This is a genomic window from Polaribacter sp. MED152, from assembly GCF_000152945.2.
Lineage (GTDB): Bacteria > Bacteroidota > Bacteroidia > Flavobacteriales > Flavobacteriaceae > Polaribacter.
The window spans coordinates 708952-726956 of record NC_020830.1 but is presented as its reverse complement, the minus strand read 5'-3'; the positions used below and the strand labels follow the sequence as shown (position 1 = coordinate 726956).

The window sequence follows — 18005 nt, the reverse complement described above, 5'->3', positions numbered from 1 at the left end:
TACTACCATTCAACTATACCATTCATCGACACTTAACTTCGACGAATGAATTATTTATTTTTTAGACGAAAACAGTGGTTGTTTCATCGAAAATGGTCAATTATAGGTTGATTTTGATAGTAATTTCGTGGTATAAATGGTTGTGATTAAAAACCACAGCTACTTTTTAAACCCTAAATTATGAAACTTACCTCTAAACATTACCTAGCCCTATTATTAGTTTTTGCTTGTAGTTTATATAACCCAGTTTTTTCAGCAACACAAACAGATCCTTGCACTGTTGGTGCAGTTGTAGGTGTTATTACTGCTAACGATGCTGATGGAGATGGAATAAATAACGACTGTGATCTAGATGATGATAATGATGGAATTTTAGATACTGAAGAATGTACTGTATTAATTGGTGAAACTCCTTTTGAAGTGGAGAATGGTGCTTCAGTAAATTTTTCTTTAACACCAGTTGGAACTGGTTTTGTTTTAGATATTACTAAAATGGACAATAGTTTTAATTTAACTATTAACGGCACTCCTTTAACAACACAAGAAATTCAGTTTCAGCAAAATGGAACAACTACAGGACAAAATATTAGATTTAAAGACGGTAGTTTATGGGGGAAAAATGGTATTCCTCAAATTTATCAGTTTCAGTATTATGGAACTGTACAACCAGAAACTCCTCTAGTTCGTTTTGTAGTAGATGAGAATTTAGACGTTAAAATGTATGCAAGTAAAGTTTCTAATGGGCCTTTATTTGAATTAGAATTATTTAATGGTAATGCTTTTAATAATTTTACTTGGAACGCAACTTCATCTAACAATTTTATTGTTTCACAAGAAGTAGCAGGACCAACCTATATTTTTGGTAGAGTATATGGAACTTTTACAGATTGTGATGTTGATAATGATGGTATAGATAATAACTTAGATTTAGATTCTGATGGAGATGGATGTTTTGATGTTGTAGAGTCTGGAGGGTTAGATGCTAATAACGATGGTATTGCAGACGGTTCTGGTTTTACAAATGATGGTTTAGTTTCTGGTTCTTCAGGAACTTACGATGGCTTAACTGGTTTTGAAACAACTGCACACAGTTTTAATGTATCAAATTTGCCATCAGATAAAACTATTGCCTATGGTAATTCAACATCATTTACAATTGAAGCTACATCAGAAGAAGCAACAAGTTACACTAATGGAAACCCTGTTTATGCTAATGCAGGAAATGCGAATGATAAAATTCAATACCAATGGTATTTAGGAGATCCAAATAATGGAGGAACTATATTAACTGATTCTGGTGTTTATTCTAACACAACATCAAAAACCTTAAATATTACAAATACAGCTGGTTTATATAATAACACATACTATGTTAAAGTAACTCATTCAGATAATGCTTGCGTAAACGAGGTTGCAAGTGCACAATTATTGGCTAATCCTTGTGATGCTTTGGCTTCAGGAAATTTAGATACAGATTTAGATGGAGTAGCAGATTTATGTGATTCAGATGATGATAATGATGGTATAAAAGATGACTTAGAAGGATGTGCAGAAACAAATACAATTTTTGAAGAAAATTTTGGTTTCGGAACTACTAGAGAATCTAACTCAAATGTTGCCAATCATACTTATGATACTGAAGGCGCAATTCCTGATGGTTCTTATGCAGTAGTTTCTTCTTTAAGTCCAGGTTTGGCACACTATAATAGAACAGATAGAAATGGCGATGTTGATGCAGATGGTGATTCTAATGGTAGATTTTTATCAATAAATATCAATTCACCTGCAGTTTCAGAAATATATCGTCAAAATGATATTACAGTAAACTCAGCAAACAAGCATAGATTTAGAGTAGATTTTTCTGGCTTATGTTTTGGTTGTAATGATACCCCAATTTTTACTTTATTAATTGAAGATGAAAATGGTAATGAATTGGTTTCTATAACATCAACTCAAATAGGAGTATTGAATGACGATCAATGGAAACGTGTAACCTTAGAGTTTACACCAACTACTTCTAAAGTAAATATTGTAATTAAAAATTCTCAGCCTAATGGAAATGCGGGTAATGATGTTGGTGTAGATAATATTTTATTAACTGAAATTACTTGTGATTTAGATACAGATAATGATGGTATTCCTAACAGCAAAGATTTAGATTCAGATGGAGATGGTTGTTTAGATGTTGTTGAATCTGGAGGATTAGATGCCAATAATGATGGTATTATTGACGGAACTGGTTTTGATAATGAAGGATTGGTTGAAGGTTCTACTGGAGGATATGATGGTTCTAATGGAAATGAGGTAAACGCACATCAATTAGCTGTAGTTTCAAGTCCTGTGGATAAATCAATTAAAGTTGGAGAAGCTACTTCTTTTACAGTAGCAGTTTCTGCTGAGCAAGCAACAAGCTATACAAACGGATCTCCAAATTATGCAACTGCAGGTAATTCTAATAATGATGTTGTTTATCAATGGTATTTAGGAGACCCTAACAATGGAGGTACTGCAATTTCAAATTCTGGTGTGTATTCAGGTGCAACTTCTGCAACCTTAAATATAGCAGATGTAACTGGTTTAGATAATACAACTTATTTTGCTGAGATTTCTCATGCAAACAATGCATGTATATTAGAAACTGTAAATGCAACTTTAACAGAAGATACTTGTAGCGAAAGTCCTACAAGTGCAGCTTTAGGTTTTAATGTGTTTACATTAAACGGTTTAGAATTAAGTACTAACGAAACTGAAGGTGCTGTTGCAACTGGAGGAGATTTAACCATTTCTGGTAACTATCAAATTACAACAAATGATGCTGGTAGTTTTGAGGTGAACAACGTTCCTGTAGGTTTAGTTGTTGGTGGTAAAGTAAATTACAATTCAGGAAACGCATTACAACTTAATCAAAATACTTATTTAAAGATAGGAGAAAGTAATGGAGCTGTTGTTTGGTATCAAGATCAGAATAGTGCATTTGCACCTATAAGAGTTACTAGTAATTCAAACTATAACTCAAGTCCAAGAATTGCTTTACAAGCAAATGCAAATCAATTGGGAGTTTCAAGTACTAATAATCCAGTTTTTGAAAGCAACGTTATAGATTTTGCTAGTGCTTTTCAAAGTTTAAAAAATAATTCAGTTAGTATTTCTCAGAAAACAAACAATGCAGTATTAACTAACCCAAATGGACAATCAATTTCAAATACAGGTTTGCCAAATCAAGTAAAAATTAATTTACAAGATGGTGTAAACTATTTAAATATTACTGGTACAGACTTAAACAATGTAAGTGTATTTACTTACAATAATAAGCCAAGTGCTTCTAAAGTTTTAGTAATAAATGTAGATGCTTCAGGTACATTTGAATGGAATGTTTGGAATCAAGCAGGAGTAGGTCAGCAAGATGCACCATATATAATGTATAACTTTTACAACACTACAACTTTAAATATTAAAGGAAATTCTACAATAGAAGGTACAGTTTTAGCACCAAATGCTGATGTTGTAAAAACAGTAAATCAAGCAAATATAGAAGGGCAAGTAATTGCAAACTCATTTAAACATGCAGGTGGAGAAGTACATTCAGCAAACTTTACACCTACTATTGGTGGTTGTTCTGTAAATAATGGAGTAGCTCCAACTGCTGATTTTTCTGTAAACAACGAAACTCAATGTTTAGCTGGTAATTCATTTGAATTTACGAATAATTCAAATACGGGTAACACAGTTCAACCAGGAAATCCAATTACTTATGTTTGGGATTTTGGAGATAATACTTCAAGTACTTTAATGAGTCCAACAAAAGTTTATAATACTACAGGTACGTATACAATAACTTTAGAGGCAACTAATTCATTTGGTACAGATGTTTTTACTAAACAAATTGTTGTTAAGCAAGAAGCTACTATTTCTTTAACTACAAGTACAATTACAAATTCTGATAATAGTGTAATTAAGAATTTTACAATCGATAATGCTAATGACTTTACATCATTTACTTGGTCTTTCTTAGATCAAAATAAATATGAAATTCAAAATTTAGGAACAGATGTTTCAGCAACAACTACTATTTCTAATGCAGGTTTATATTATGTAGAGGTTTCAGCTGTAGATGTAAATGGATGTTCAGTAACACAGCAATTTCCTGTAACAGTTACTTCAGATGAGGTTTCTGGTGGAAATGGAGGAGGAGTAGAATCTGAATCTTTAGGTGATGCTATTTCTAAAATTTATGTAGCCCGAAAAAAGAATTCTGTGCCAACTAACTTTGTAAAGTCTAGTGCTAACTTATACAACAAAGCAAAATTAAAGCAAGCTCAACCTTACCAAGGAAAAGGACAAACTTTGTTAGATATGTTTCCAACAGAATTAATTGCTGGTAATGTTGCTAATGTAACTTCGCCAACAGATATTTTAGACTACACTATTGCAGATGAAGTTTTATCGGTAGATTTTTCTGTAGATGGTAAAACAAAGGGAGTTGTTTTAGGAATTAAAACATCAGATAAAATTTACAATCATACAAAAGCTTCTTGTGATAGATTAAGAGGAGCAGAGATTTTAAATATTCAAAAAGTGCATTTAGAAGGGTATAATTTCTTAATGCAAGCAATTAAACAAAGAAATGGAGTAGTAGAATATGCAATTTCTTTTGCAACTGCAAAGAATAATAATGATGCGAATTATACCATTCAAACAAATTGGTACGTAAACAATTACATAAAATTTAATGATGTTTATAATTTTCAAGTTTGGTCTACAAATCCAACAGATACGCAAAAATTAGTGAAAGATGTTTTACATAACTTAAACACTTTTATGCCTGTTAAACAAACAGAAATTCAGAAAGTACCTAAAACATTTGCAGCAAAAATCAGTAGAGAAAAATCAGAGTTATTAATTCTTTTAAGAAGTACTCAAAAAGGTTTAAATACAGAGATTTCTATGGAAGAGATTTATTCTGAAACTGCTAATAATGTAAAACACAGATACAACCCAGTAAATACAGAATTAGAGCAGACATTAAGAGTAGATATTGCAGATGGTTATGAGTATGATGGTTTAGTAAAAGTTGATGGTGAAATTGAAGATGCTTTTTATCATGCAGATGGTAACTGGGGCTTAGACTATGATAAAAACTATACAGAAATTGAGAATTACTTTGTTTGGAACAATTTCAATAGAGAATACAAAGATGATGAGCATGCCATTAATAGAAGCGTAGAAATTAAAGCAAAAAGTGAGTACGATTATTTAACCATCTACAAGTCTTTATTACCAGGAACACTAAGTGCAGATTACTCAGAATACAATTATGTTGCATTCACTGCCAAAGGTTCTGGATTAATGGAACTTGGGTTAATTAAGTCATCTATAGAAGACTGGAAGGCACAATATAGAGTAATGGTAGATTTATCTGAAGATGAACAAACTTACTATGTTCCTTTCGAAATATTTGCTTCTAGTGCATCAGAAAACACAATTACTGCAGATGACTTAACAACATTAACTTTTACATTCTTACCTGTAGAAGCACAAACTAAAGAATTAGATTTAGTAATTTCTGATGTAAGATTTACTAAGGTTGCTGTAGAGAGTGAAACTGTAAATAAAATAGAGAAGTTCGAAAATGAGTTTATGGCATATCCAAATCCTTCTAAAGGAAATGTAAATGTGATGTTATTTAGTGAGCATGATACTGAAGCAACAGTAACATTAACGGATATTAATGGTAAAACAATCTATAGAGGAACTGCGAATTTAACTGTAGGTAAAAACGAACTAGACTATAATTTTAATGTAAAACCTGGTGTTTTATTCTTAAAGGTTACAAGTCAAGAGTCAGATTATGGTACTTCAAAAATACTGTTTAGATAATTATAAACGCAAATTGCTAGTTTCCAATTTTTAGGGGTATTAATTGAACTAGCGATCTCAAGAGCTGACTACGTCAGCTCTTTTTTTATTTGTAATAATTCAGCTAATGCCAATTATTAAATAATGAATTTGTTATTTTTGAGTATACATTTTATAAATTTTGAACTTAGAATACCCAATTACATATATTTCAGGAATAAGTGTGCAAAGAGCTACACTCTTATATTCAGAATTAGGTATTAAAACATGTAATGACCTTTTAAATTTCTTTCCTTTTAGATATATAGATAAAACTAAGTTTCATGCTATAAAAGAACTGCAACCAAACTCCTCAGAAGTACAAGTTGTGGGTAAAATTATCAATGTTAAGTCTGTAGCACAAAAAAGAGGAAGTAGGTTAGTGGCTACCTTTCAAGATGCGACTGGATCTATGGAGTTGGTTTGGTTTAAAGGTCAAAAATGGATTAAAGATTCTTTAAAAACGGATGTACCCTATGTAGTTTATGGTAAACTGAATCATTATAATGGTAGTTTTAGTATTCCACATCCAGAAATGGAGTTGGTTTCTGAATACAAGAAAAAGTTGCAAACTAAAATGCAGCCCATTTATCATTCTACAGAAAAACTCACCAATTCTGGTGTTTCAAATAAAATGATTCGTTCTTACATTCAAAAGTTGTTACAGCAATTTTATGATGGTATCCAAGAAAGTTTATCAACAGAAATTATTAATGATTTTAAGTTGATGAAAAAGCGAGATGCTCTATTGAATGTACACTTTCCTAAAAGTCAAGAAAATTTAGCCAAGGCACAAAATCGCTTAAAGTTTGAAGAACTCTTTTTTATCCAATTACAATTGGTTCGAAAAAAATTAATCAACAAAGCAAAGATTAAGGGATTTGTTTTTGAAAATGTAGGTGCTATTTTTAATCAATTTTATTCAGAAAAATTACCTTTTAATTTAACCAATGCTCAGAAAAGGGTATTGAAAGAAATTCGAAAAGATGTAGCTTCTGGTGCACATATGAATCGATTGTTACAAGGAGATGTTGGTTCAGGAAAAACAATTGTAGCTTTATTAACTACACTTTTAGCCATAGACAATGGTTATCAAGCAACAATTATGGCTCCAACAGAAATATTAGCAAATCAGCATTTTATTGCAGTTTCAGAATTGGTAGAAGGCATGAATATTAAAGTTGATATTCTTACAGGGTCTGTTAGAACTAAAAAACGTAGAGAAATTCATGAAGGATTAGAAGATGGTAAATTACATATTTTAATTGGCACACATGCATTACTAGAAGATAAAGTAAAATTTAAAAATTTAGGAATTGCAATTATAGATGAACAGCATAGATTTGGTGTAAAACAAAGAGCTAAACTCTGGGCTAAAAACTCGTTGCCTCCTCATATTTTGGTAATGACAGCAACACCAATCCCTAGAACTTTAGCCATGTCTGTTTATGGAGATTTAGACATTTCTGTTATTGATGAATTACCTCCAGGAAGAAAAGAAATAAAAACTGTTCATAGATTTGATAGTAATCGTTTGTCTGTATTCAAATTTATGAAAGATGAAATAGCAAAAGGTAAACAAGTATATATTGTATACCCTTTAATTCAAGAATCTGAAGCTATGGATTATAAGGATTTAATGGATGGTTATGAAAGTGTTGCAAGAGAGTTTCCATCACCTAAATATCAAATAAGTATTGTTCATGGTAAAATGAAACCTGCAGATAAAGATTATGAAATGCAGCGTTTTGTAAAAGGAGAAACGCAGATTATGGTAGCTACAACTGTAATTGAAGTTGGTGTAAATGTACCCAATGCAAGTGTAATGATTATTGAAAGTTCAGAACGATTTGGATTGTCTCAACTACATCAATTAAGAGGAAGAGTAGGTAGAGGTGCAGACCAAAGTTATTGTATTTTGCTTTCTAGTTATAAATTGTCTGAAGAAGGTAAAACACGTTTAAAAACAATGGTAGATACTACAGATGGATTTAAAATTGCTGAGGTAGATTTAAAACTGCGTGGACCTGGAAATTTAATGGGTACTCAACAAAGTGGAGTGTTAAATTTAAAAATTGCTGATGTAGCTAAAGATTCCAAAATTTTGGTTGCAGCTAGAAACACAGCTATAGATTTATTGCAAGAAGATCCAAATTTAGAAAAACAACACAATTTACCGATAAAAAATACGTTTGCTAAAATTAGTAAAACCTCTAAAATATGGAGTAACATTAGTTAAATGAATGATGGTGAGTAAACATTATAAGAACATAATAATTTTAATTATAGTAATTGGATGTGTTGTTTTTTCAATCTTTTCTTTCCAAGGAAAAGAAGATGCTTCTAATGCAACTGTTAAAAAAGAAGTTGTACAAAAAGCAGACAATAAGCTTGAAATACCAGTAGAATATTATCCTGAAGAAACTACAAAAGAAGTAAATCAAAAATTAGATTCATTACTCAAAAGAATTAATAAAAGACACGATTTTCACGGATCTGTCTTAGTGGCTAAGAATAAAAAAATAGTGTATCAAAACCAGGTAGGTTTTGCAGATTTTAGAAAGAAAGTTCCATTAAAAGAAGAGTCTGTGTTTCAATTGGCCTCTGTAAGTAAACAGTTTACAGCTGCAGCCATCATGCAATTAAAAGAGCAAGGTAAAATTAAGTTAACAGATACTGTAAACTTTTATTTTCCTGAGTTTCCTTACAAGAATATCACTATTAAGAATTTATTGAATCATACCTCTGGTTTGCCAAAGTATTTTTGGGTAGCAGAGCACGAATGGAAAGAAAACAAAGCACCAACCAATACAGATTTAATGAATGTTTTGCCATTATCTAAAGCACAACGTTTCTTTAAACCAGGTCGTAATTTCGATTATTCAAATACAGGATATGTAGTTTTAGCGTCTATTGTAGAAAAGGTAAGTGGCTTGCCTTATAATCAATATTTAAATAAATACATTTTTGAACCTTTAGACATGAGAAATTCATTTGTGTATAGTTACCAAAATGATACTGTGAGGAAAAATCAATTAAAAGGTTATCGTTTATACAGAGGCTGGAAACACTTAACAATAGGTAATACAATTAATGATGCTATTGTAGGTGATAAAAATGTTTACTCAACTGCAGAAGATTTGTTTAAATGGACCTATGCATTAAATTCAGGTAACCTATTGTCTAAAGAATCACTTGCACAAATGTATACTAAAGGCGAAACTATTTTTGGACGAAAAGTGCCTTATGGTTTTGGTTTTAGAATGGATAGGAGAGATGATAAAAACATTTATCATTATGGTAAATGGAATGGCTTTAGTACTGCTTTAACCAATTATTTAGAAGAAGATTTGGTGGTTATAGTATTGGAGCATACAAGTTATAACTCTTTAAAATACCTTAATAAGAAGATTAAACAAATTATATCAGAAAATTTAAAGGTTTAATCTCTTTTTATAGACCAAAAAAATCCTAAACAATTAAGTTTAGGATTTTTTATATTTTATCATTTAAAGAAACTAAGCTAACATTGTAACTGGGTTTTCAATAAATGTTTTTAACGTTTGTAAAAATTGTGCACCAACAGCACCATCAACAGTTCTATGGTCGCAAGTTAATGTCAATTTCATAGTATTACCAACTACTACTTGTCCGTTTTTCACCACTGGCTTCTCAACTATTGTACCTACAGATAAAATTGCTGAGTTTGGTTGGTTAATTATTGATGTAAAGTTATCAATTCCAAACATACCTAAGTTAGAAACAGTAAATGTACTTCCTTGCATTTCTGCTGGAGCAATTTTTTTGTTTCTAGCTTTACCAGCTAAATCACGAACACCTGCACCAATTTGAGTTAAACTTAATTGATCTGTGTGCTTAATAACAGGTACTAATAAACCATCGTCTACAGCTACTGCAACACCTACATGAATATGAGAGTGATAAATAGTATTGTTATCAGACCATGAAGTATTTACTTGTGGATGCTTCTTTAAAGCCATTGCACAAGCTTTAACAACCATATCATTAAAAGATACTTTAGTATCTGGAATGTCGTTGATTGTTTTTCTTGATGCCATTGCATTTTCCATATCAACTTCAATATTTAAACTGAAATCTGGTGCAGAAAATTTAGAGTTACCTAAAGATTTTGCAATTGCCTTGCGCATTTGAGAGTTTTTAACCTCTTCAGATCTTTCTTCACCAGCAATTGAAACAACTGGAGCTGTAGCATTACTTGTTGCAGGAGCTGCAGTATTTGTATTTGCAGCTGGAGTGTAGTTTTCTACATCCTTTTTAATAATTCTTCCATTTTCTCCAGAACCAGAAACTTTAGATAAATCGATTCCTTTATCAGAAGCAATCTTTTTGGCTAAAGGAGAAGCTAATATTCTACCACCATTTGAATTTGTAGTAGTATTTGCTTCAGGTTGCGTATTTTCAGTTTTTGATTCGGTTTTAGAAGAATCTTCCTTTTTAGGAGTCTCTTCTGATTTTGTTTCTGAAGACGAAGAAGTTGTTGCTCCACCATTTTTGACGATAGCAGAAACATCTGTTCCTTCAGGTCCAATAATCGTTAATAAACTATCTACAGGAGCTGTTTCACCTTCTTGAACACCAATATGTAAGATTGTTCCTTCATAGAAACACTCAAACTCCATTGTTGCTTTGTCTGTTTCTATTTCAGCTAAAATATCACCTTCTTCAACTTTATCACCAACTTTCTTTAACCAAGTTGCAACTGTACCATCAGTCATGGTATCACTTAAACGTGGCATAGAAATTACATTAACTCCTTCTGGTATATCAGCACCTTCAGATATTTCTTCAGCTTTAGCTTCAGATTCTTTAGGTTCTTCATTATTTGCTTCATTAGCAGATGAATCAGATTCTTCTGAACTTGCTTCACCACTTAAAAGGCCAGAAATATCTTCACCTTCTTCACCAATAATGGCTAATAATTTATCTACTGGAGATGTTTCTCCTTCTTGAATACCAATATGTAATAAAGTTCCTTCATGAAAAGATTCAAACTCCATTGTAGCTTTATCCGTTTCAATTTCAGCAAGAATATCACCTTCCTCTACTTTATCACCAACTTTTACCAACCACTGTGCAACAACACCTTCTTCCATTGTGTCACTTAAACGCGGCATATTTATAACTGTAGCCATATCTTAACTTATAAAAGGATAATCTTCTTGTTCATAAACCATATCATACAATTGTTGAGTTTCAGGATATGGAGATTCGTCTGCGAATTTCTCACATTCTTTAACCATAGCTTTTACTTCTTTATCAATTGCAGATATTTCATCTTCCGTTGCATACCCTTTTTCAAAAATTACATCTTTTACTTGAGTAATAGGATCTATTTTTTTGTACTCTTCCACTTCATCTTTTGTTCTGTAGTGTTGAGCATCAGACATTGAGTGACCTCTATATCTATACGTTTTCATTTCTAAGAATGTTGGTCCATCACCTCTTCTTGCTCTTTGTAATGCCTCATCAATAGCTTCAGCTACTTTTATAGGATTCATGGCATCTACAGGTCCACAAGGCATTTCGTAACCTAAACCTAATTTCCAAATATCTGTGTGGTTTGCTGTTCTTTCTACAGAAGTACCCATTGCATACCCATTGTTTTCACAAATAAAGATTACTGGTAATTTCCATAGCATTGCCAAGTTAAATGCTTCATGTAAAGAACCTTGTCTTGCAGCACCATCACCAAAACAAGTTAAGGTAACACCATCACTACCTTTGTACTTATCAGCAAAAGCAATACCTGCTCCTAAAGGTATTTGACCACCAACAATTCCATGTCCCCCATAAAAACCAAATTCTTTAGAGAAAATATGCATTGAACCCCCCATACCTTTAGAGGTACCTGTAGCTTTACCATATAATTCTGCCATTACTTTTTTAGGATCTTCACCCATACCAATTGGTTGTACGTGATTTCTATATGCAGTAATCATTTTATCCTTAGATAAATCCATTGCATGTAAAGCACCTGCTAAGATTGCTTCTTGACCATTATATAAATGTAAAAAGCCTCTTACTTTTTGCTGAATATAAACAGAAGCTAATTTGTCTTCAAATTTACGCCAGAAAAGCATGTTTTTGTACCAATCTAAATACGTTTCTTTGGTGATTTTTTTCATTCTTTAAATCGTTGATTAAGTTATAATACAATACGTCATTGTATAACAGTTAATACAAAAATAACGCATTTATAAAGAATAAAAAAACTTGATTATTTAATTTTAGCGAAATCGATTTAGCTAGATTGCCATTATTTATCTTTGGCTATAAGAAGTGTAGCTTTAGCACCTGTTGCTAAGTTCCATTCATTAGATGAAATTAAGGCGCCAGAATCATTAAAAACTTTAAAGGCAGCTGTATTAGGGCCAGAAGTACCTTGATTTAATGCTTCGATTACTATTTTGTTGATACCAACATCTAAAGGAATGTTGAATTTTTGATAACTTTCTCTTAAGGTTATATTGTAAACTACAGGAATATCATTAATGTAAATAGTTACTCGATCTCCATCTGGATATTGATAATCTCTACAAATAATGTTTACACTTTTAGAATCTGTTCTAAAACTACCTAAATCTTGATCTATTTTTGGTATAATGTATTGGCCATTTATTTTTTTGAACGATTTTAAAAAACGTTGTTCATTTAATTTTGCCTGCGTTAATATACCTTTATTGTCTAAATTCTTTTGTTTATTTTGTTTTCTTAATTTCTCTTTTTCTGCATTATAGGCTTTTTCAAAACCAGTAGTACCCTTTAATTCTATTGAATTTGGTTTTTTTACAACTTTAGCATTATTTAATACTACAGCTTTAGTTTTACCTTTTTCTTTGGTGCCTTTATTGGTATCTAATTGACTGTAACTATTTAAACTTATAAATAGCAATAGACAACTTATTGTGATGTGAAATTTGATTTTCATATAGATGTTCTTACAAATCATTAAAAGCAAATATAATGCCGAGATTAAACGTAAGCTGTTTTCGAATTGTTAAAATTTCTATTCAATATTAAAATTAAAATATTGATTTCTAAAGGGTTCATTGCTTAATGTAAAATGCCACCATTCATTTTTATAGGGAATAAATTTTTGAGCCATCATCACTCTACGTAGAAGCATTCTGTTTTCTTTCTGTTCTTTAGATATATCATTGTAGAAAGGATGAGATTGTACTCCAAAAAAATCATAAGGACTACCCATGTCTAATTCTTTTCCTGTTTTAAGATCTATAATTGTTAAATCTACTGTACTTCCTCTTGTATGTCCAGATTTTGAAGCTATATAGCCTATCTGAAATAATTCTGATTTTGGTACATTAGGATAATATTCTTTCTTCATTAAAGTATCATTCAAAACCTTAGCCCATTTCACAAAATGATCTACTGCTTTTTGTGGTCTATACGCATCAAAAATTTTGAGGCTTAAACCTTTTTTAATCAATTCTGATTGCACTCTTTCTAAAGCAAAAGCTGTTTGTTTGGTAAGAATTACACAATTGTTTTTATAACCATCTATAGGTGTGCCAATAAAGTTATTTTTTGAGTTATAGCGCAATTCCATTTGAATAGTTGGTGCTATATCTGAAAGATAAACAAATCCTTTTGCCATTTCTTGACTAAAAAGGCTGCTTGTAAATAGTATAAAGAGAAAACAATATTTTTTAATCATACAACAAATGTAATAGTTTCCTATGAATACAAAGAGCTATATCTTGCTAAGAAATATTGATAAGTCCCATAAGCTAAAAATCCAATAGCCATTAAGCCCATTAAAATATTTCCCCATTGATATGTTTGTAAATAATTAAACATGCCCTCTAAACCTTTAATAGCTCCAGCATTTTTTTCATAAGCAGCAACAATAACAAAGAATCCAAATATTAAGAATGATATTCCTCTTGCAATGTGACCATATTTACCCGATTTTTTTAAAATTGTTTTAGATTCTATACTTCCTGAATTCTCAATATCCTTTAAGAACTTTAAAGTATATCCTTTATAAAATTGATATACACCAACAAAGAATAATATAACTCCAATAATATATAATAAAATTATACCTGCTTGATTATCAATCAGCATTTGTGCTGCATCAGTTTTACCACTGTTTGAAGAGCCTAAAGATTTAGTAAAAATTGATATTGATAACAATGTATAAATACCTCCGCTAATGAAATAGCCAATTCTTTTTACAATTCCTTTTTTATCTGAACCTTCGTTTTTACCATCTAAAAAAGCTGAATAAAATCTCCAAAGAGCATACAAAAGCAAACCTGAGGCAATTATTAATACCAAGGTTTTTCCAAAAGTTTGTTGTTCTAAAAAGTTGATGACTTTATTTTTGCCTGATACTTGACCACCATATTTTATGGCAGCTAAAAAAGTTAATATCCCAACTAAAGAATAGATGATTCCTTTAGTTATAATTCCGATTTTTCTAATAGTCTCCATAGTTCGTTTTTTACAAATTTATATGTAATTCAAAGTCATTTTTAATACAATCAAATTAATTATGAATGCATTTCGTAAAAATATCTACATTTGAAACTATGGAAGAACTATCTCTAACAACACCAGCTTTATTGTTTTCTGCAATTTCATTAATTATGTTGGCCTACACCAATCGATTTTTAGCCTATGCTGCAGTAATTCGAAATTTGCACGACAAATATTTAAAAGAAAAAGACGATTCTTTATTGAGACAAATTCAGAATTTAAAACTAAGGTTGAACTTAACAAGATGGATGCAAATATTTGGTATTACAAGTCTGTTATTTTGTGTATTAACCATGTTCTTAATTTACATTAATCTATTTACAATTGCAGCTTATGCATTTGGTTTAGGTTTGGTTTTATTATTGCTTTCGCTTATATTTTTAATTAGAGAAATTCAAATATCTACGCAGGCTTTGCAACATCATATAGCTGATATTGAAGAGTATTTAAAAAAGAAGTAATTATTTTCTGTTCAAATAATCATCATAAGCATTTTGAGTAATTGCTTTGCCTAATGAGTCTAAATGTTGATAAGTGCCAGAAGCAGAGATACTTTCATTTTTAATATAATCAAAAAGGTACTTTCCTTTTTTAGATACTACACCAAAACCTTTGTTGTAAGAATAATAGGCATATTGATTATCAGAAGTATTAAATAAATTTTTACCAAAAACAAATTTACTGTTATCTCCACCTAGCAAATCTAATAGGGTGTAAGAAAAATCAACTTGACTTGATATTGCATCAACCTCTTTCATGTTTTTGTTTACAGCTCCACCCAACCACAACATTGGAATTTGAAATTTAATTGGCGCAAAAAATTCACCTTCATGCTTTGGAGAACTATGACCATGATCTGACATAATTACAATTACCGTGTTTTGATACCAATCTTGTTTTTTTGCAAATTCAATAAAATCTCCAATTACTTTATCTGTGTAAAAATGAGCGCTTCTATACAAATTGTCTGTACCTTTTTTACCAAATTTATATTCACCTTTTATTTCATAAGGTTCATGGCTAGAAAGTGTTAACGCTATTTTAAAAAATGGTTCTTTTGGCTGATTTGCTAAATCATCAGCGAATTTTTTCATAAATATATCATCATAAGCACCCCATTTAGAATTCCAATCTTTACTATCAAAATAGCTACCATCAACAAAATTGGTAATTCCTGCATTTAGCAAATATGTATTCATATTGCCAAAATTTAAATCTCCACCATAATAGAAAGAGGTTTCATAACCCAATTTATTCATTTCAAAAGGCAACATTGGTAAGCTTCTAGTTTTGCTAGGTAACTTCATTATTTTTCTAACAGGTTGAGGATAGTAACCACTTAAAATAGCAGGTATACCTTTATCTGTTCTATCTCCATTTGAATAGAAATTAGTAAATAAAACTCCTTCTTTAGAAAGTCTGTTTAAATTTGGAGTAACACCTTTTTCTCCTCCTAAACTACCAACTATTTTTGCAGATAAACTCTCCCAAATGATAAGAATTACATTCGGTTTTTTAGTGGCTAGAATACTATCGTAATTAGAGTTAAGTAGTTTGTTTTTAGTTTTTTGAATAATATTATTAGCAATATTTGGTTCAAAAAATTGATACGGATTATCAAAATCTGCTTTATGACTAATTGTATTGGTAAAATTCCACATATAATTTAAAGCAGCATGATTGGCAAACATGTTTTTCGAAAAATAAACATTACTTTGATTGATAGGAATTGTTTGTAAACCACCTCTTATAGGTAAAATTAAAAATGCGACTAAAAATAAAGAAATTAAAACCTCAGAAAAATGACCTATAGTTATTGAGCTTAAGAAATTTTGATGAAGTTTTTTGTAAAATTTAATAAATAAAAAGGAGGTGATCAACCAAAATATGCCACCAAAAACTAATTGACTTGTAGATGCAGAAGAAACCATTAATTCTGGCGTATTTAAGTAATCCAACAAGGTTGCATCTAAACGAATTCCCCAAGCTTTATACAAACCAGCATCAATAAATAATAAAAGCGTACAGCAAACAATTACAAAATAGGTATATACTTTTATAATTTTTAAAATAGGTTTGTTCGATATAAAAATTGATAAAACAATCAAAAGAAATGGTAACAGAGAAATGTATGCCGAAAAAGAAGCATCTAGTCTTAAACCATATACAACTGTTTTAGATATTGTTAAAAAGGATAATTCTTGCGTTTTATCAAAATAATACATTAAGAAAATCAGCCTAGCAAAAACAAAATAAGCAATCCAGAAGAAGAAGTATTTTAAATTAAAAGTAGCTCTATTTACTAGTGTTTTCATAGTATTAATCGGTTACTTTTAATCTTGCTTTTGCAGTAACGTTGATGTCTGCATGGATGTTATTTATAAACTTTAAATACCCAGTTATACCAATCATTGCTGCATTATCTGTAGTATATTCAAATTTCGGAATATAGGTAGACCATCCAAAATGTTTTTCTGCTAGCATTAAACGTTTTCTAATTTCTGAATTAGCAGATACTCCACCAGCTATTGCAATTTGTTTTATGCCTGTATGTTTAACAGCATTCTTTAATTTATCCATCAAAATCTCTACAATGGTAAACTGAATGGATGCACAAATATCATTTAAGTTTTCTTCAACAAAATTTGGGTTTATTCGCTGTTGTTTTTGAATAAAATATAAAATTCCAGTTTTTAAACCACTAAAACTAAAGTCTAAATCACCAACTTTTGGTTTGGTAAAAGAATACGCTTTCGGGTTTCCTAATTGTGCATATTTATCAATTAAAGGCCCTCCAGGATAAGGTAAACCTAAAAGTTTCGCTGATTTATCAAAAGCTTCACCAACAGCATCGTCTATGGTTTCTCCTAAAATCTCCATTTCGAAATAATTAGAAACCTTTACAATTTGAGTATGCCCTCCACTAATAGTTAAACATATAAAAGGAAAACTAGGTTGCTTAGTGCCTTCTTCATCAATAAAATGAGCTAAGATATGAGCTTGCATATGGTTTACATCTAATAAGGGAATGTTTAGACCTAAAGCCATAGACTTAGCAAAAGATGTTCCGACCAACAAAGAACCCATTAAACCTGGACCTTTGGTAAAAGCTATTGCAGCTAAATCATTTTTGGTAATGCTAGCTTGGGTTAAAGCCTGTTGTACAACAGGTACAATGTTTTGTTGATGTGCTCTAGAAGCCAATTCTGGCACAACTCCACCATATTTAGAATGCACTTCTTGATTGGCAACTACATTGCTTAAAACTTTAGCATTGCACATTACAGCAGCACTTGTGTCATCACAAGAAGATTCAATTGCAAGAATATAGGTAGGTTTATCCATTTTAAATTAATGTTAAGCAATTGCAAAATTAAGTATATTTTTATGAGTGCTTTATTTTTTAGGAATAGAAATTTAATTCTTTGTTAAATTTGCACGTTCTTTGTAATAAGTAGCTAAAATATGTATTATACTTAGGGGGTTAGTTACTTTTAAAAAATTGATTGTTATTAAAAATTTCGGCAAAAAAATTCTAAAATTTCTAGGGTACTTTGTGCTCCTTT

11 protein-coding genes are annotated in these 18005 nt (G+C 30.8%); 4 read left to right on the top strand and 7 right to left on the bottom strand.

Features of this window, described 5'->3' with window-relative positions; all coding sequences use genetic code 11:
* Window positions 1-180: 180 nt before the first annotated feature.
* The 3 genes from MED152_RS13365 to MED152_RS03330 all read left to right on the top strand — a co-directional run bounded on the left by MED152_RS13365 (window position 181) and on the right by MED152_RS03330 (window position 9341).
* The gene (locus MED152_RS13365) at window positions 181-5877 is read left to right on the top strand and encodes a choice-of-anchor A family protein (protein WP_015480445.1); all 5697 of its coding nucleotides are present in this window, start codon (window positions 181-183) and stop codon (window positions 5875-5877) included.
* Window positions 5878-6037: 160 nt separating this feature from the next.
* On the top strand, window positions 6038-8134 hold the full coding sequence (gene recG, locus MED152_RS03335; protein WP_015480444.1) for an ATP-dependent DNA helicase RecG: 2097 nt from the start codon (window positions 6038-6040) through the stop codon (window positions 8132-8134).
* A gap of 4 nt (window positions 8135-8138) precedes the next feature.
* Window positions 8139-9341: a serine hydrolase gene (locus MED152_RS03330; protein WP_148284794.1), complete on the top strand. Its 1203-nt coding sequence runs from the start codon at window positions 8139-8141 to the stop codon at window positions 9339-9341.
* 72 nt (window positions 9342-9413) lie between these two features.
* On the opposite strand, the gene MED152_RS03325 is transcribed toward MED152_RS03330, so the two are convergent.
* The 5 genes from MED152_RS03325 to MED152_RS03305 all read right to left on the bottom strand — a co-directional run bounded on the left by MED152_RS03325 (window position 9414) and on the right by MED152_RS03305 (window position 14394).
* A complete protein-coding gene (locus MED152_RS03325; protein ID WP_015480442.1) occupies window positions 9414-11069 on the bottom strand; it encodes a pyruvate dehydrogenase complex dihydrolipoamide acetyltransferase in 1656 nt (551 codons plus the stop codon).
* 3 nt (window positions 11070-11072) lie between these two features.
* Entirely contained in the window at window positions 11073-12062 is a 990-nt protein-coding gene (gene pdhA / locus MED152_RS03320) for a pyruvate dehydrogenase (acetyl-transferring) E1 component subunit alpha (protein ID WP_015480441.1), read from the bottom strand.
* A gap of 131 nt (window positions 12063-12193) precedes the next feature.
* Window positions 12194-12865 (bottom strand): hypothetical protein, encoded by a 672-nt coding sequence (locus tag MED152_RS03315; protein ID WP_041383354.1) that lies wholly within the window; start codon window positions 12863-12865, stop codon window positions 12194-12196.
* 78 nt (window positions 12866-12943) lie between these two features.
* On the bottom strand, window positions 12944-13552 hold the full coding sequence (locus tag MED152_RS03310) for a M15 family metallopeptidase (protein WP_015480439.1): 609 nt from the start codon (window positions 13550-13552) through the stop codon (window positions 12944-12946).
* Between the two features lie 80 nt (window positions 13553-13632).
* The gene (locus tag MED152_RS03305) at window positions 13633-14394 is read right to left on the bottom strand and encodes a DUF1206 domain-containing protein (RefSeq protein WP_015480438.1); all 762 of its coding nucleotides are present in this window, start codon (window positions 14392-14394) and stop codon (window positions 13633-13635) included.
* Between the two features lie 98 nt (window positions 14395-14492).
* Here MED152_RS03305 and MED152_RS03300 point away from each other — a divergent pair, with 98 nt between their 5' ends.
* Window positions 14493-14900 carry a DUF2721 domain-containing protein gene (locus MED152_RS03300; RefSeq protein ID WP_041383352.1) on the top strand — a complete coding sequence of 136 codons (408 nt, stop codon included), beginning with the start codon at window positions 14493-14495 and terminating at the stop codon, window positions 14898-14900.
* Here the strand turns inward: MED152_RS03300 and MED152_RS03295 are convergent, their stop codons facing one another.
* Both MED152_RS03295 and tsaD read right to left on the bottom strand, forming a co-directional pair.
* Entirely contained in the window at window positions 14901-16754 is a 1854-nt protein-coding gene (locus MED152_RS03295) for an LTA synthase family protein (protein WP_015480436.1), read from the bottom strand.
* 4 nt (window positions 16755-16758) lie between these two features.
* Window positions 16759-17784, bottom strand: coding sequence for a tRNA (adenosine(37)-N6)-threonylcarbamoyltransferase complex transferase subunit TsaD (tsaD, locus tag MED152_RS03290; RefSeq protein ID WP_015480435.1), 1026 nt, complete (start codon window positions 17782-17784; stop codon window positions 16759-16761).
* Window positions 17785-18005: the final 221 nt, after the last annotated feature.

Bases quoted from the DNA above. Each gene is read 5' to 3' on its own strand.
- tsaD (WP_015480435.1), bottom strand. From the start codon at position 17,784: ATGGATAAACCTACCTATATTCTTGCAATTGAATCTTCTTGTGATGAC.
- MED152_RS03330 (WP_148284794.1), top strand. From the start codon at position 8,139: ATGATGGTGAGTAAACATTATAAGAACATAATAATTTTAATTATAGTA.
- MED152_RS03315 (WP_041383354.1), bottom strand. From the start codon at position 12,865: ATGAAAATCAAATTTCACATCACAATAAGTTGTCTATTGCTATTTATA.
- MED152_RS03295 (WP_015480436.1), bottom strand. From the start codon at position 16,754: ATGAAAACACTAGTAAATAGAGCTACTTTTAATTTAAAATACTTCTTC.
- MED152_RS03310 (WP_015480439.1), bottom strand. From the start codon at position 13,552: ATGGCAAAAGGATTTGTTTATCTTTCAGATATAGCACCAACTATTCAA.
- pdhA (WP_015480441.1), bottom strand. From the start codon at position 12,062: ATGAAAAAAATCACCAAAGAAACGTATTTAGATTGGTACAAAAACATG.
- MED152_RS03300 (WP_041383352.1), top strand. From the start codon at position 14,493: ATGGAAGAACTATCTCTAACAACACCAGCTTTATTGTTTTCTGCAATT.
- MED152_RS03305 (WP_015480438.1), bottom strand. From the start codon at position 14,394: ATGGAGACTATTAGAAAAATCGGAATTATAACTAAAGGAATCATCTAT.
- MED152_RS13365 (WP_015480445.1), top strand. From the start codon at position 181: ATGAAACTTACCTCTAAACATTACCTAGCCCTATTATTAGTTTTTGCT.
- MED152_RS03325 (WP_015480442.1), bottom strand. From the start codon at position 11,069: ATGGCTACAGTTATAAATATGCCGCGTTTAAGTGACACAATGGAAGAA.